The sequence below is a fragment of the Stenotrophomonas sp. YJH_SMC_138 genome (assembly GCF_059369855.1).
In genome coordinates this window covers 824,425-838,678 of record NZ_JCAFTB010000001.1, presented here as the reverse complement: position 1 = coordinate 838,678, position 14,254 = coordinate 824,425, and the positions used below count along the sequence as shown (strand labels likewise).

General features: G+C 66.7%; 13 protein-coding genes and 1 tRNA gene. 7 read left to right on the top strand and 7 right to left on the bottom strand.

Annotation, left to right across the window (positions count from 1 at the left end; translation table 11 throughout):
• Nucleotides 1-7: 7 nt before the first annotated feature.
• Nucleotides 8-1,717, top strand: coding sequence for an ArnT family glycosyltransferase (locus AC5P7I_RS03675; RefSeq protein ID WP_262087837.1), 1,710 nt, complete (start codon nt 8-10; stop codon nt 1,715-1,717).
• 152 nt (nt 1,718-1,869) lie between these two features.
• A complete protein-coding gene (locus AC5P7I_RS03670) occupies nt 1,870-3,126 on the top strand; it encodes an O-antigen ligase family protein (RefSeq protein WP_014648560.1) in 1,257 nt (418 codons plus the stop codon).
• Nucleotides 3,127-3,156: 30 nt separating this feature from the next.
• Here the strand turns inward: AC5P7I_RS03670 and AC5P7I_RS03665 are convergent, their stop codons facing one another.
• Nucleotides 3,157-3,963 carry a glycosyltransferase family 2 protein gene (locus AC5P7I_RS03665; protein ID WP_262087838.1) on the bottom strand — a complete coding sequence of 269 codons (807 nt, stop codon included), beginning with the start codon at nt 3,961-3,963 and terminating at the stop codon, nt 3,157-3,159.
• Here AC5P7I_RS03665 and AC5P7I_RS03660 point away from each other — a divergent pair.
• On the top strand, nt 3,962-5,020 hold the full coding sequence (locus AC5P7I_RS03660) for a CDP-glycerol glycerophosphotransferase family protein (protein ID WP_032958279.1): 1,059 nt from the start codon (nt 3,962-3,964) through the stop codon (nt 5,018-5,020). The genes AC5P7I_RS03665 and AC5P7I_RS03660 overlap by 2 nt on opposite strands.
• Nucleotides 5,021-5,117: 97 nt before the next feature.
• Here AC5P7I_RS03660 and AC5P7I_RS03655 read toward each other — a convergent pair whose 3' ends face one another.
• The 4 genes from AC5P7I_RS03655 to AC5P7I_RS03640 form a co-directional block, all read right to left on the bottom strand.
• Nucleotides 5,118-6,656, bottom strand: a complete 1,539-nt coding sequence (locus AC5P7I_RS03655; protein ID WP_262087839.1) for a PH domain-containing protein — start codon at nt 6,654-6,656, stop codon at nt 5,118-5,120.
• The gene (locus tag AC5P7I_RS03650; protein ID WP_014648556.1) at nt 6,653-7,153 is read right to left on the bottom strand and encodes a PH domain-containing protein; all 501 of its coding nucleotides are present in this window, start codon (nt 7,151-7,153) and stop codon (nt 6,653-6,655) included. The genes AC5P7I_RS03655 and AC5P7I_RS03650 overlap by 4 nt, the downstream gene beginning before the upstream one ends.
• A 74-nt stretch (nt 7,154-7,227) precedes the next feature.
• A complete protein-coding gene (ribA, locus tag AC5P7I_RS03645) occupies nt 7,228-8,364 on the bottom strand; it encodes a GTP cyclohydrolase II RibA (RefSeq protein ID WP_032958282.1) in 1,137 nt (378 codons plus the stop codon).
• An 87-nt stretch (nt 8,365-8,451) separates the two neighbouring features.
• On the bottom strand, nt 8,452-9,372 hold the full coding sequence (locus AC5P7I_RS03640; RefSeq protein WP_014648554.1) for a lauroyl acyltransferase: 921 nt from the start codon (nt 9,370-9,372) through the stop codon (nt 8,452-8,454).
• Nucleotides 9,373-9,433: 61 nt separating this feature from the next.
• Between AC5P7I_RS03640 and dtd the strand changes: the two genes are divergently transcribed.
• The 4 genes from dtd (at nt 9,434) to AC5P7I_RS03620 (ending at nt 12,512) form a co-directional block, all read left to right on the top strand.
• Nucleotides 9,434-9,874 carry a D-aminoacyl-tRNA deacylase gene (dtd, locus tag AC5P7I_RS03635; RefSeq protein ID WP_014648553.1) on the top strand — a complete coding sequence of 147 codons (441 nt, stop codon included), beginning with the start codon at nt 9,434-9,436 and terminating at the stop codon, nt 9,872-9,874.
• A 90-nt stretch (nt 9,875-9,964) separates the two neighbouring features.
• Entirely contained in the window at nt 9,965-11,818 is a 1,854-nt protein-coding gene (gene rpoD, locus AC5P7I_RS03630) for an RNA polymerase sigma factor RpoD (protein WP_014648552.1), read from the top strand.
• Between the two features lie 266 nt (nt 11,819-12,084).
• On the top strand, nt 12,085-12,396 hold the full coding sequence (locus tag AC5P7I_RS03625; protein ID WP_262087840.1) for a hypothetical protein: 312 nt from the start codon (nt 12,085-12,087) through the stop codon (nt 12,394-12,396).
• Nucleotides 12,397-12,436: 40 nt separating this feature from the next.
• Nucleotides 12,437-12,512, top strand: a tRNA-Ile gene (locus AC5P7I_RS03620).
• Between the two features lie 267 nt (nt 12,513-12,779).
• Here the strand turns inward: AC5P7I_RS03620 and AC5P7I_RS03615 are convergent.
• Both AC5P7I_RS03615 and AC5P7I_RS03610 read right to left on the bottom strand, forming a co-directional pair.
• Complete coding sequence (locus AC5P7I_RS03615) at nt 12,780-13,280, bottom strand: hypothetical protein (RefSeq protein WP_262087841.1); 501 nt, start codon at nt 13,278-13,280, stop codon at nt 12,780-12,782.
• A gap of 38 nt (nt 13,281-13,318) precedes the next feature.
• A complete protein-coding gene (locus AC5P7I_RS03610) occupies nt 13,319-14,182 on the bottom strand; it encodes a hypothetical protein (protein ID WP_262087842.1) in 864 nt (287 codons plus the stop codon).
• Nucleotides 14,183-14,254 lie beyond the last annotated feature (72 nt).

Genomic DNA, 14,254 nt, shown 5'->3' with positions numbered 1-14,254 from the left:
GAGTCCCATGCTGAAATCCCGCGCGTCGCGCGAGACGTGGTTGTTCGTGGTGATGGCCCTGCTGGTGCTGGGGGCCGGGCTGGGCCTTCGTGATCCGTGGCCGTCGGACGAGCCGCGCTTCGCGCTGGTGGCCAAGCAGATGTTCGACAGCGGCCACTGGCTGTTCCCGCACCGCGGGACCGAGCTGTACTCGGACAAGCCGCCGATGCTGATGTGGTGGCAGGCCACGCTGTACAGCCTGGTCGGGCAGTGGCGCGTGGCCTTCCTGCTGCCGTCGCTGCTGGCGGCACTGGGCACGCTGTGGTGCGTGGTCGACCTGGGCCGGCGGCTGTGGACGCGGCGGGTGGGGCTGTATGCCGGCTGGGCGCTGCTGTTCGCGCTGCAGTTCACCTTCCAGGCGAAGAAGGCGCAGATCGATCCCCTGCTGCTGCTGTTCATCACCCTGGCCAACTACGGCCTGCTGCGCCACCTGCTGCTGGGGCCGGCCTGGCGCTGGTGGTGGCTGGGCTGGTTCTTCGCCGGCATCGGCGTGATCACCAAGGGCGTGGGCATGCTGGCGCTGCTGATGATCGTGCCCGCGGCAATCGCCACGGCGCTGCAGTGGCCACGGGTGGGCCTGCACGCGCGCGACGCGCGCTTCTGGCTGGCGCCGCTGGCCTTCCTGCTGGCGGTGTCGTTGTGGCTGGCGCCGATGCTGCTGGCCGGCTTTGCCACCGGCTCGGACGAATATCGCGCCTACATGGACGATATCCTGTTCCAGCAGACGGCGCGGCGCTACACCCATTCCTGGGATCACCACCAGCCCGCCTGGTACTTCCTGGCGACGATGCCGCTGATGTGGATCCCGGCATTCCTGGCCCTGCCCTGGGCGATTTCGGCCTGGCGCCGCCGGCTGCAACGCCGCGACGCGCGCTATCTGCTGCCGCTGGCCTGGTGGCTGATGGTGGTGCTGTTCTTCTCGATTCCCGCCGGCAAGCGCGACGTCTACATCCTGCCGGCGCTGCCGATGTTCTGCCTGGTGCTGGCACCGCTGTTGCCGGGGTTGCTGAAGCGACGCGATGTGCAGGCCGTGGTGGGGCTGTTCACCGGCCTGCTGTCATTGGGCCTGGCCGTGGCTGGCGCGATGGCGGTGCTGGGTGACCCGGCCTTCGAGCTGCGCCTGACCCATAGCCGCGGGCTCGCCCCCGGGGCCGTCGACGCGCTGGCGTGGACGATCCTGGCGATGGGCCTGTGGGGCGGATTGAGCCTGCTGGCCTGTGGCCGTCGCCGGCACCTTGCGCTGGTGTCGACCCTGGCGGTGGTCTGGGTGCTGTACAGCCTGGTCGGCTACCCGCTGCTGAACGATTCCAGTTCGGCCCGTGGCCTGATGCGCGCGGTCGGTACCCGCCTGGGCCCCGATGCTGAGCTGGGGCTGGTGGCCTGGAAGGAACAGCACCTGCTGCTGGCCGACCGTCCCGCCGCGACCTTCGGTTTCGAGACTGACTGGGACGAGCAGCTGGTGGCGGCCACGCGCTGGCAGCGGCTGGCGCCCGGACGTCGTTGGCTGCTGGTCCACGAGTACGCGATGCTGTCGTGCGTCGACCGCAACCGCTCCGAACTGGCCGGCGTGGCCAACCGGCGGCGCTGGTGGCTGGTGCCGGCGGCGGCGGTGACGGTGCCGTGCGTGGTCACTGCCGAGGAGCGGGAACGTGAACGGCGTTTGCAGGAACATGACTAGCCAGCACGATTTCCGCTTGTCCAGTCTGCCCAAGCGGGTCCAAAGGCAGTAAAACAGCAGGCTGGGACGGCCCGCGTTGGCCCGTCCCATTCTTCCAGCAGATTGCAGCGATACTTCCCGACGTGCCAGCTTCACCGGACAACCTGAACTTCATGGCCGGCGACCCGCTGGGCGTTCCCGTCGGTGGGCGTCACGGGGTTGCACACGGGCTGGCCCAGCTGGGGCTGTTCTGCCTGCCGGCACTGGTGCTGACCGTGCCGATCAACCTGTTGCCGTATGGTCTCCTGCTGCTGCTCAGCACCCTGCTGGCGCCGGAGCTGCTGTGGCGCGCGCGGGGCATGGCCGGCCAGCCGGTGAAAGTGCTGGTCTGGCTGATGCTGGCGGTGCTGGCGCTCGGCGTACTGTCGGTGGTGCTGTTCGAACAGGGCCTGCGTGACGTCGACAACCGTTCGCGATTCGTGGTGATCCCATGGATCGCGCTGTGGATCTGCGCGCTGCGTCCCAGCCTGCGGTGGCTCTGGTACGGCTCGTTGACCGGCCTGCTCGCCACCTTCGTGATGTCGCTGTGGCAGGTGCTGGGCGGCGCCCCGCGCGCGGAGCTGTTCACCAACGCCATCGTGCTGGCCGACATCGTGATGGTGTTGATGGTGCTGCTGGTGTTCTGCCGGCCGTCGCGGCGCTGGTCGCTGGTGATCCTCGGCATGGCCGCCGGTTGCGGCACCATCGTGCTGACCGGCAGCCGCGGTGTGTTCGCCGCCTTGCTGGCGCTGCTGGTGGTGCTGGCGCTGAGCCTGCGCTGGCGTACCGGTGCGGCGCGCCTGTCGGTGCTGGCCGGGATGCTGGCGATCGGTGCGACGCTGCTGCTGTCGGTGCCGGAGCTGCGCCACCAGGTCCGCCTGAGCGAGCTGCACAGCGACGTGCAGCGGATGGAGCTGGGCGACAGTGATTCTTCCGCCGGTGCCCGCGTCGAGCGCCTGCAGGTAGCCTGGCAGACCTTCCTCGATCATCCGCTGGTGGGTGTTGGCATCGGTCATTTCGACAGCGCGATGCAGCGCGTGCCGGTCTGCCGGGAGAACCCGGAAGAGTTGCGCTGCCACCTGGGGCATGCCCACAACGACGTGGCCGAATGGGCGGCGACCCAGGGTGTACCGGGCCTGCTGCTGTTGCTGGCGGTGTATGGCATCCCGCTGTGGTTGTTCGTGCGCCTGCATCGCCGCAGCGGACGGGCGACCTTCCGCGGGCCGGCCGCTGCCGGCGTCATGCTGGTGATCACCTACGCGTTGTGCGGGCTGACCCAGTCGATGTTCGCGCACCAGATGACGGCCAGTTTCTACGTGACCCTGGTCGGGCTGCTGACCGGCCTGTCGATCGTCGAAGGCGCGCGCCACCGGGCGATCACCGGCTCGTGATGCGTCGGCGCGCCGGGCGGGCCCCGGCGATCAGGGGTTCGGCGGGTCGGCCACGGGCTGGCCGTTGCCCAGCATCCACAGCATGATGGTCTTCTGTCGCACGTAGTTGGCGCGCACGTAGGCGTAGACCAGGCCGTGCCAGCCGTCGCGGAAGCCGCCACGGAACACGAAGCCGCGCCAGAACCGCCAGGCCGGCGCCAGTACCAGCTTGCCCAGCGTGGCCCGCTTGCCGCGTGCGAACTCGTGCTCGGCCATCATCCGCGCGTACTTCTCGGTCTTGGCCAGCTGCTGCTGCAGGGAGCGGTACGGGTAATGGACCAGGTCGCCGCGCAGGGTGCCGACGCTGCCGTCGACGCTGGCCGCCTCGTGGATCTCGCGCTTGCCGCGCCAGCCACCGCGGCGGCGGTCGAACAGGCGCATCACCCGGTCCGGGTAGGCGTTGCCATGGCGCAGGAACCTGCCGAAGTACTCCGACAGGCGCGCGAAGCGATAGCCGGCATGGCCGGCGAAGCCACCGTCGCGGACCCGTTCGATGGCTGCGCGCAGTTCCGGGCTGATCCGCTCATCGGCGTCCAGGCACAGCACCCAGTCGTGGCTTGCCTGCTCGACGCAGTAGGCCTTCTGGCTACGGAAGCCATCGAACGCGCGCTGCAGCACGCGGGCGCCTGCGGCCTCGGCGATGGCCAGGGTGGCATCGGTGGAGTACGAGTCCACGACGATGATTTCGTCGCAGAAGGCCAGCGAGGCCAGGCAGTCGCCGATGCGGCCGGCCTCGTTGAACGCGATAATGCAGGCCGAGATGCGAGGCCGTTCGATGGGAGCGGTCGTGGAGGACATGATGGCCGGGTACCTGTTGTTTGCGACGGAGCGCTATGCGCTGCCTATTCTCGCCCCGTTGGCGCAGGCCTTGCACGCCTCCGGGCAGGAGGTGGCGGCCTGGTTCGAGGACGGCGCTGCCGCCAGCAGCCTGCCGGGCGTGCCCAACATCGGACTGAAACAGGCCCTGGCGATGCGGCCGCGTGCCGTGTTCAGCGCCGCCAACTGGGTGCCGACCTTCCTGTCCGGCGCCAAGGTACAGCTGTTCCATGGCTTCAACGTGGAGAAGCGCGACAGTGCGCGCGGCCACTTCCGGGTGCGCGGCATGTTCGACCTGTACTGCACGCAGGGGCCGGCCACCACCGCGCCGTTCCGTGAGATCGCCGCCCTGCAGGGCCATTTCGCCGTAGCCGAGACCGGCTGGCCGAAGCTCGACCCGCTGTTCCGCGACGACGGTGGCGAGAGCGCCGCGCTGCGCGCAGCGGCGGGCGGGCGCCCGGTGATCCTGTTCGGTTCGACCTTCACCGAGCGCCTGAGCGCAGCGCCCCACCTGCATGCGCAGATCGCCGCCGATATCGCTGGCGGTGAGCGCTACTGGCTGCTGACCCTGCACCCGAAGTGCCCACCGGAACTGTTCGAGCGCTACCGCGCGCTGGCCGGTGCCCATGCCCGCTTCATCGAGCCGGAGCAGGTGATGGCCGCGCAGCGCGCCGCCGATGTGCTGGTGTCGGACACCTCGTCGATCGTTTCGGAGTTCATCGTCCAGCACAAGCCGGTGGTGACCTTCCGCAACCGCGTGCCCAAGCCGCACATGATCGACTTCGACGACCCGGCGCAGCTGCCGGCGATGCTGCAGCGCGCGCTGCATCCCGACGCCGCGCTGCAGGCGGAGATCGTGCGCTACGCCGACGCCATCCATCCGTACCGCGATGGCCTGTCCAGCGAGCGGGTGATCGCCGCCACCGAGGATTTCCTGTCCGGTGAAATGGGCGTGCTGCGGCGCAAGCCCTTCGGCAGCTGGGTGCGCGACCTGCAGATCCGCAAGGACCTGGGATATTGGGGGCCGTCGCAGCGCTGATGCCTCGCCGACCCCGCTCGCGGTAGTGCCGGCCGCTGGCCGGCAACCTCGGGAATGTCTGCGGTTGCCGGCCAGCGGCCGGCACTACCGGTGTTGCTTACCAGCGCAACTTGCGCCGCGCCAGCGCCGCGGCCAGCTGCTCCATCACGTGTTGCGCCTGTGCCTGCGGCAGGTAGCGCAGGGTCAACGCCACATCACCGTGCGCACCGGCCGTATCCAGCTGCAGGCTGCTGGTGCCGAGCAGCTTGTCCAGCGGTGAACGCTGCAGGCGCAGGCCCTGCACCTTGTCCAGCTCGGCCCAGCGCCACCAGCGCTTCCACCAGCCGCCGCGCACGGCCACGTAATGGGCATCCAGATACCAGCCCATGCGCGCCATCTGCCGGTGTGCCACCAGCAGCGCCACCGGCAGCCAGGCCAGCATGATCAGGCCCCATGATCCCCAGCGCCAGTACGCGGCCGCTGCCAGCAACGGCACCAGCAGCAGCGCGCCCAGGCACAGTCGCCACCAGCCACGCTGCTGAATGGACTGCCATTGCGCTGGCGGCCATTGCAGTTGAGGCAACAGGTGCTGCACCAGCTGCTCGCAGCGCATTGCCGGTGCCAGCGGTGCCAGCTCGCGCAGGGCGCGGTCCTCGTCGCGCGAGGGGCCGCCGGCGGCGCTGTCGATGCGCAGCTGGCGCAGGCCGAACCAACGATGCAGGGTGGTTTCGCGCAGCGTCCAGGCCTGGATGCGGCGACGCGCGACACTGCTGCGGGTGCGGCTGAGCAGGCCGGCCGAGACGGTCAGGCGGCGATCCTGCTCGCTGAGGGTGAAGCCGTGATAGCGCAGCAGGGTCAGCACCACCGACAGCGCACGCAGCGCCAGCCAGCCCAGCAGCAAGGCTACGGCCAGCAGCAGGAAGGCGCCGGCCACGCCGGGATGCAGGTGGCTTGCGTAGCCGAAGGCTTCCCGGCCGCCACGCTGGATGGCCGCGTCCATCACCGGCCGCGGCACGGTCTGGAACAGCACGCCGAAGGCGGCGATCGCCAATGCCCAGCCGCGGTTGGACAGCAGGCCCATGCGCACCACGTCCCAGCTCGACAGGCGCAGCAGCACCTGTTCGGTGTCGGCGTCGGTGATCGAGTGGGCGGCCACGACGTCGGCGGCCTGCGGTGCCTGCCCACGCTGGCGCACCAGTCGTTCCAGCGCCAGCGCCTGGTCCAGCTTCAGCACGCGCATTTCGGCTTCCGGACGCACGCCACCGGCCGATTCCAGGCGCAGCTCGGCCACGCCGAACAGGCGGTGCAGCGGGTTCTGCCGCACTTCCACGTTGTGGATGCGGGCGAACGGGATCTCGCGGCGGTTGCGCGCCAGCAGTCCGCTGCGCACGGTGATCGCGTCGCTGCCGATGCGGTAGCGGTAGCTGAGGTACTGCAGCACCGAGACCAGCACCAGCGCGGCAATCGCCGACAGCGGAATCAGCTGCGCCCACATCGGGTCGCGGTCACCGCGTTGGCCGAACACCAGCAGCGCCATCAGCGGCAGGAAGTAGTGGCGCAGCTGCATCAGCAGCACGAACAGCCACGACCACGGGTGCAGGCGATGGTCCTCGCCACCGGCAGGCAGCGATGCGGGCAGGGGCGGCGGCAGGCTCACAGGGCGTCGGCGTCCTGGTCGAGCTGATGGGACAGGGTGTCACGCAGGCGCTCGGCGTCGGCCTCGTCCAGGCCGCTCACGGTCACTGCGCTCATGCGGGTCCCGGCGGTGTGCACGATCAGCGTGGCCAGGCCGGCACGGCGTTCCAGCGGGCCGCGGCGCAGGTCCAGGTGCTGCACGCGCGAAATGGGGATGCGCGTTTCCAGCTGCCACATCAGGTCGCGGCGCAGGCCCAGCCCTTGGGTATCCAGCCGCCAGCGGGTGCGGGTCAAGCGCCGGTGGCCAAGCCACGCGCCGAAGACGATGCCGATCAGCAGCCCAAGGGCGGCCGTCCACAGGCCGCCGGGCAGCTCGAAGAACCACGCGGCCGCGGCCAGCGGCAGGCCCGGCACGAACAGTCCGCCGAAGGCGCCTTCCAGTGCGGCCAGGCGGGCGGCGCGCTGCGGCAGCGACTGCCAGGCATCGGCAGGCGGGGAGGTCAGGGGAACGTCGATCACGCAGGCTCCGTCAGGTGGCAGGGCGGGCGGTGGCGGCAGGGCCGCACCGCGCAGACGGTAGCAGGTCGACCGCGCTACTGGGCAGCCTGGATCAGCGCGTCCACATCCAGCATGTGGCCGGCACGATCGGCCTTGGTGCGCAGGTAGTGTTCGTTTTCGGCAGTGATCTCGCCGGTGACCGGAATGCAGTCCAGCACCTCGATGCCGGCGTTGCGCAGACGCTGTGCCTTGGTCGGGTTGTTGCTGAGCAGGGCCACGCGCGAAATGCCTAGGCCATGCAGCATCGCCACCGCACTGCCGTAGCGGCGCTCGTCGGCACCGAAGCCCAGCTGTGCATCGGCATCGATGGTGTCCAGGCCGTCGTGCTGGTAGCCGTAGGCGCGCATCTTGGCGGCGATGCCGGTGCCGCGGCCTTCCTGGTCCAGGTACAGCAGCACGCCGCCGCCCAGTTCCTTCAGCTTGCGCAGGCCGCGCCGCAGCTGGTCGCCGCAGTCGCACTTGAGTGAGCCGAACAGGTCGCCGGTCAGGCACGAGGAGTGCACGCGTACCGGCACCACCGCCGACAGGTCCGGTTCGCCGACGATGATCGCGACCTGGTCGCGCTGGGCCACGCCGCCGCGGAACACCGCGAAGGTGGTCATGCCGACGTCGCGCAGCGGTACCGGCGAACGGGCGACCAGTTCGTAATCGTGGGCGGCGTGTGCCGCGCCCTCGGCCAGGTCGCACAACGCCACTTCGGCCGCACCCGCAAAGGTCATGTCCTCTGCATCCAGGCGCACCGCCACCATCGCCGGCAGCAGCAGGCCCAGGCGGGCCAGCTCCACCGCGCCGGCATCGAAGGCGTCGCCGGCCGTCCAGTCGTCCGGCATCGGGCCGGGCTCGCGCAGGTAGCCCAGCGAGGGCAGGGCATCGAAGGCAACCCCTGCCAGCGGCAGGCGCGCGCCTGCCGGTGCCTCCACGCCGAGCACGCGGGCGCGGGTGGCGGTCAGGAACAGGTAATGGCGCTCGCGTGCGGCAGCGGCGAAGGCAGCGAAGCTGCTGGCAGTGGCGCTGTCCAGTGCAATCACCGCCAGCCGCTGGCCCTGCCCATCGTGGAGCAGTACCGGGCGACCGGCACGCAGTTCGGCCACCGCGCGTTCGCAGCGGATCGCGGCGGGGTCGCCGAACAGGGAAGAGGCAGCAGGCATGGCGGGACCGGGGGAGGCGGACATCGCAGTCTCTATGGGGGCGCCGGCGTCGTATTCAACGTGGTGCGGCCGCCGGTCGCAGGGGCCGGATGGGCATGGGCGTGGGGGCCGTCAGTGCGGATGCTCTTCGGTCGCATACGGATCTTCCTCGCCGCTGCCCGGTGGCCGCAGCGTATAGCGCTTGTAGGTCCACTGGTACTGCGACGGGTCGCGGCGGGCGATGCGCTCGATGCCGGCATTGAGCGCGGTGGCGGCCACCTGCGGGTCCGGATCGGCCACGGCCGGGTCGGTCGGCTCGATGTGCAGGGCGAATTCCATGTCCGGCCCGATGCGCTCGCACCAGCCATACAGCACGGTGGCGCCGGTGCGCTCGGCCAGCCGGTTGACCAGGGTCATGGTCAGCGCCTGCACGCCGAAGAACGGCACGAACACGCCATCGCCGGCCTTGGGCTGCTGGTCGGGCAGGATGCCGGTGGCGCCGCCGTCCTTGAGCACCTTGAACAGCTGGCGCACGGCCGGGCCCTCGGCGCGTACCTGCTGCACGTTCTGGCCGCCGCGCACCAGCTGCAGGAAGGCGTCGCTGGCCTCGTCTTCCGGCGGCTTGTAGACGATGGCGATCTGCCCGCGCGAGGCCAGCCACTGGTTCAGCAGCTCCCAGTTGCCGAAGTGCGGTGCGGCCACGATCACGCCCTTGCCGCTGGCCAGGGCCGCGTCGTACAGGGCTTCGCCGTGGCGCTGCTTCAGGTGCAGCCGCAGGTTGTCGGCCGGCTGCCGGCTCCACAAACGCAGGGTCTCGATGGCCTGCAGCGCAGTGGAGCGCAGCAGTTCGCGGTGCAGGCGGTCGCGTGCAGGACCGTCCAGCTCCGGGTAGGCCAGTTCGAGGTTGCGCCGGGTAACGCGGCTCTCACGGGCATTGACACGAACCCACGTCCACGCCAGGGCGTGTGCGAACCCCCGCAGCAGCGGCCAGGGCAGGCGGGCGAACAGGGTGGTGGCGCGGTAGACCAGCCGGGCTTTGCGTTGCGGATTCATCGGCGCCAGTTTAGCCAAGGGCGCTGCTATCGTGGCCGGCCCCGTTCATTGGAAGCCCACGATGCTCGTCCTGATCCAGCGTGTCAGCCAGGCCGCCGTCCATGTCGACGAGGAGGTGGTGGGGCAGATCGGCCCCGGCTTGCTGGCCCTGGTCGGCATGGAACCGGGGGATAGCGAGGCCCAGCTGCGGCGGATGGCCGAACGCCTGCTGGGTTACCGGGTGTTCGCCGACGAGGCCGGGAAGATGAACCGGTCGCTGCGCGACACCGGTGGCGGCCTGCTGCTGGTCAGCCAGTTCACCCTGGCGGCCGATACCCGTTCGGGCATGCGGCCGAGTTTCACCAGCGCCGCACCGCCGGACGAGGCTGAACGCGGGTTCAATCGATTTGTCGACATCTGCCGTGAAAATCATGCGCCAGGGGTGGAAACGGGCCGGTTTGGTGCCCATATGGTCGTCAGCCTGGTCAACGACGGTCCCGTGACCTTCCTTCTCAGGCCCTAGGCCGCCGGGACCACCGCCCGGCAGGCAGGGCCCCGGGCTGGTATAATGCTACGTTCCCTATTTCTCCCTAGCCGGTGGCGCGAGCACTACATGGCCAACGAACGTCCTGCCCAATCCGAAATCAAGCAACTGATCAGCAAGGGCCTGGAACAGGGCTACCTGACCTACGCCGAAGTCAATGACCATCTGCCGGACGACATGGTCGACCCGGAACAGATCGAAGACATCATCGGCATGATCAACGGCATGGGCATCGATGTCCATGAAGTTGCGCCGGATGTGGAAACCCTGCTTCTCAACGACGGCAACACCGGTAACCGCGAAGTCGATGACACCGCGGCCGAAGAAGCTGCCGCCGCGCTGAGCGCGCTCGACACCGAAGGTGGCCGTACCACCGACCCGGTGCGCATGTACATGCGCGAAATGGGCACGGTCGAGCTGCTGACCCGCGAAGGCGAAATCGCCATCGCCAAGCGCATCGAGGAAGGCCTTTCGCAGGTCCAGGCCGCCCTGGGCCAGTTCCCGGTTTCGGTCGAATCGCTGCTGACCGACTACGAGGCCCACAAGGAAGGCAAGAAGCGCCTGGCCGAAGTGATCGTCGGCTTCAACGACCTGGCCGACGAAGAGCCGGCGCCGCCGGCGGTCGCTGCCGATGACAGCAGCGATGCCGACGCAGAAGGCGACGAGGACGAGGACGATGACGTCGAGGGTGGCGAGGAAGAAGCCGCACCGACCGGTCCGGATCCGGAGGAAGTCGCTGCGCGCATGCAGGCGCTGAGCGATGCCTTCAATGCCTTCAAGAAGGCGGCGACCAAGGGCGACAAGAAGAACCTGCCGCGCCTGCGCGAAGAGATGTCGGCGGTGTTCGTCACCCTGAAGCTGCCGCTGCCGCTGACCGACGTGCTGACCAAGCAGCTGCGCGACACCATGGCGTCGATCAAGGCCCATGAGCGACGCGTGCTGAACCTGGCCACCGTCACCGCGCGCATGCCGCGCAAGGACTTCATCCGCTCCTGGGAAGGCAACCAGACCAACCTGGAGTGGGTGGAAGACGCACTGAAGCGCAAGCAGAAGTGGTCGTCGGCCCTGCGCGAAGTGAAGGACCAGATCATCGCCGAACAGCAGGCGACGATCGACATCGAGAAGCTGACCCAGCTGGACCTGGAAGAGCTGAAGGAAATCAGCCGTGCCATGGCCTACGGTGAAGCCAAGGCGCGCAAGGCCAAGAAGGAAATGGTCGAGGCCAACCTGCGCCTGGTGATCTCGATCGCCAAGAAGTACACCAACCGTGGCCTGCAGTTCCTCGACCTGATCCAGGAAGGCAACATCGGCCTGATGAAGGCCGTGGACAAGTTCGAGTACCGCCGCGGTTACAAGTTCTCGACCTACGCCACCTGGTGGATCCGCCAGGCGATCACCCGCTCGATTGCCGACCAGGCGCGCACCATCCGTATCCCGGTGCACATGATCGAGACAATCAACAAGTTGAACCGCATTTCCCGCCAGATGCTCCAGCAGTACGGCCGCGAGGCTACGCCGGAGGAGCTGGCCAAGGAAATGGACATGCCGGAAGACAAGATCCGCAAGGTGATGAAGATCGCCAAGGAGCCGATCTCGATGGAAACCCCGATCGGCGACGACGAGGATTCCCATCTGGGCGACTTCATCGAGGACACCAACGTGGAGTCCCCGATCGAGAACACCACCAACATCAACCTGTCTGAAACCGTGCGCGACGTGCTGGCCGGCCTCACCCCGAGGGAAGCCAAGGTGCTGCGCATGCGCTTCGGCATCGACATGAACACCGACCACACGCTGGAAGAAGTCGGCAAGCAGTTCGACGTGACCCGCGAGCGCATCCGCCAGATCGAAGCGAAGGCGCTGCGCAAGCTGCGTCACCCGAGCCGCTCGGAGCAGCTGCGCAGCTTCCTGGATATCGATTGATTTCCAGCGGTTGGTGAAGCGTTGAGAGAAACCCCGCCTGGTGCGGGGTTTTTCTTTTTGGGGTGCCTGGACATGCCCGACGGGGCTTGCCGATGACGCATCTGCCGTTTGAATTTTTCCTGCGACGGTCGCACGCTGATCGCGCAGATGCTCAACACATCCCGTAGGCGGGCCAGTCATCACCGGCGCCGATGCAAGCGCGCGGCAGGTCACGTGCAACTCGTACGGCCTGCGGCATTGATTCGTCATGCATCTGGAGTCACGCCATGAATGATGTGGAGCACGATGTTCCCGAGCCCGTGCAAACCGATTTCCCGCCGCTGCTGGACTGGGATGAGGTGATGCGGGATGAGTGCGAGGATCGATTGGGATTTGCACGCCGTACGACGTATGCGCTGCTGACGCTGTCGGAGCCCGGATTGCTTGCCGGCTTCAGCGGCGACAACCAACAGGGACTGGAGCAGATCAGAAGGATGGTTGCGTTGTTCCAGGCATGCCTGAGGCGGCAGGTATGGCTCGCGGAAGCGGCGGAGAGGCGGCTGGGGCATATTTCGGAGGCGCTTGCCGCCGTCGGGTAGCCGATCGGGCGCGGCCTCCACTACACTGTGACGCTGCGCCGGGCCTATAGCTCAACGGTTAGAGCAGGGGACTCATAATCCCTTGGTTCCAGGTTCGAATCCTGGTGGGCCCACCAATTCATCCAATGGCTTGCATCATTTCAAAGGCACCGCTATGCAGTGCCTTTCGCGTTCAATGCCTATGCGGCGCCTATATTTCAGTCGAGGCAGGCCCCTGGGGATGACCATTCATTGGGTGCCCACTGCTGCAGATCCGGGTCGGCTCGATGCGGGATCCGGTAGTCGCGCTTCTACTACTTCTCGCAGTTGCAGAATGAACGTTGCTGTTCATGCAAGCGGGAGGTGCTGTTCCCGCTTGCCTGATCTGTTCTACGCTTCCAATGCTACTTCGGGCGAATAGGAGTAATTGGTTTGATCGTTACCCTTCCGTTGCCGCTACCGCCGCAGTTACCGTGGCAGCCTCCACCCAGATTGGCTCCGCCCGTGCCACCACTACCTCCTCCACTGCCGCCGCCAGCGCCGCCACCACTGGAGGGCGGACGCGTAATGGGCTCTTGGTTGGTTCCATTCCAGTCATAGCTGTCCGTCAACTCATAGGTGGCGCAGTGCGTCGTGTTGCAGACGATGACCTTGGAGCCTGCCTGTATTGAGTATTCGAACCCCCCCTTCCTTTGCTGGTTTACGACATCTCTGTATCTATTAAGGAACGCCTTCGTGGCGTTGTCTGGAATTCGAGCCTGCAACTGACACGTACTACAGTTAACTGGACCAAAGACGGTGAGGGCAGGATCAAAGGGCCAAATCGCATAAGCCATGGGAAGGGCTGCGATTGCGGCGGCCAGGGGAGTTGCAATCAACCATTTCTTCGGAATCATTGCTTTCATCGTGCGCCACGTTGGGTGGGTAGGAAATTTCTGTTGGATTACAAGCAGCAGGATCTGTATATAGCCTCAGACATCTCGTTGGATCGCTCTATCTGGTTGGGATGTAACAGTTTGGAGAGCCTCGCAATGGACGCCGCCGAATGGCTGTTGGGTTGCGCGCGCTGATATGCGAGCCAGTATGCAAGGCTCTTTTCAGGGGATTTATCGGTAATGATCCCTCGGTCATGGATGTCAGCAAGGGCTTCAATCGAGTCGACGCTTCCCAGTGATACCGACTCATTTAGGTAATCAATCGCATCCCTTCGATAATTGGTTATTCGCTCCGGATCCTTGAGCGCCTCAGTCAAGTCGCCAATGATGGCTTTCGGGTCTTTGGCGAAAATCAGTCTCGCTTCGACCGATCCTTGGGCGGCAGCAAGAGAGAGCCAATTCTCATCTCCGAGTTCCGTTCGCCCTATCAGTCCTTGGCAGTGGTCAATCTCCTGTTCGATCTTCCTTGAGTACTGCTCCCCCAGGCCAACTGATGCGTAGGCCTTGTACTCATCGGCATCACCTGAGTTAAGCGCCCGCTTGCAACTGGCAATGCGGTTGTGGATCTCATAGCTCGACTGGGCATTGCCCGACCGTGCAGCCGCGATGCGTATGTCAATGTATTCCGAGGCATCGCCTTCGTAGTGAGGCGCATCGATCTTGAGCAGAAATGCCTTGCCACCCAAAGCCAACCTTGATTCGGTGGATTGGGGCGGCGAACGCGAGGATTGGTGAATGCTTAATTCAGATGCGGCATCCGTTGGCGAAGCGCCTCTTTCACTGCGAGGAACCCCATCTCCTTTGTTTCCTGTGACGTCGGATGGTCTGCAGGCCAACCAGGAAATGGTTGCGATTGCGCCGATGACGACCATTCCATATACGAGACTCCTACTCATCTTCACCTGATTCCTTTCCCTTGTCGTGGCGGAGGTTTGCAATGGACT

Coding starts and splice junctions, on each gene's coding strand:
- AC5P7I_RS03675 (WP_262087837.1), top strand. CDS start 8: ATGCTGAAATCCCGCGCGTCGCGCGAGACGTGGTTGTTCGTGGTGATG.
- AC5P7I_RS03670 (WP_014648560.1), top strand. CDS start 1,870: ATGGCCGGCGACCCGCTGGGCGTTCCCGTCGGTGGGCGTCACGGGGTT.
- AC5P7I_RS03660 (WP_032958279.1), top strand. CDS start 3,962: ATGATGGCCGGGTACCTGTTGTTTGCGACGGAGCGCTATGCGCTGCCT.
- AC5P7I_RS03665 (WP_262087838.1), bottom strand. CDS start 3,963: ATGTCCTCCACGACCGCTCCCATCGAACGGCCTCGCATCTCGGCCTGC.
- ribA (WP_032958282.1), bottom strand. CDS start 8,364: ATGTCCGCCTCCCCCGGTCCCGCCATGCCTGCTGCCTCTTCCCTGTTC.
- AC5P7I_RS03640 (WP_014648554.1), bottom strand. CDS start 9,372: ATGAATCCGCAACGCAAAGCCCGGCTGGTCTACCGCGCCACCACCCTG.
- dtd (WP_014648553.1), top strand. CDS start 9,434: ATGCTCGTCCTGATCCAGCGTGTCAGCCAGGCCGCCGTCCATGTCGAC.
- rpoD (WP_014648552.1), top strand. CDS start 9,965: ATGGCCAACGAACGTCCTGCCCAATCCGAAATCAAGCAACTGATCAGC.
- AC5P7I_RS03625 (WP_262087840.1), top strand. CDS start 12,085: ATGAATGATGTGGAGCACGATGTTCCCGAGCCCGTGCAAACCGATTTC.
- AC5P7I_RS03615 (WP_262087841.1), bottom strand. CDS start 13,280: ATGAAAGCAATGATTCCGAAGAAATGGTTGATTGCAACTCCCCTGGCC.
- AC5P7I_RS03610 (WP_262087842.1), bottom strand. CDS start 14,182: ATGGTCGTCATCGGCGCAATCGCAACCATTTCCTGGTTGGCCTGCAGA.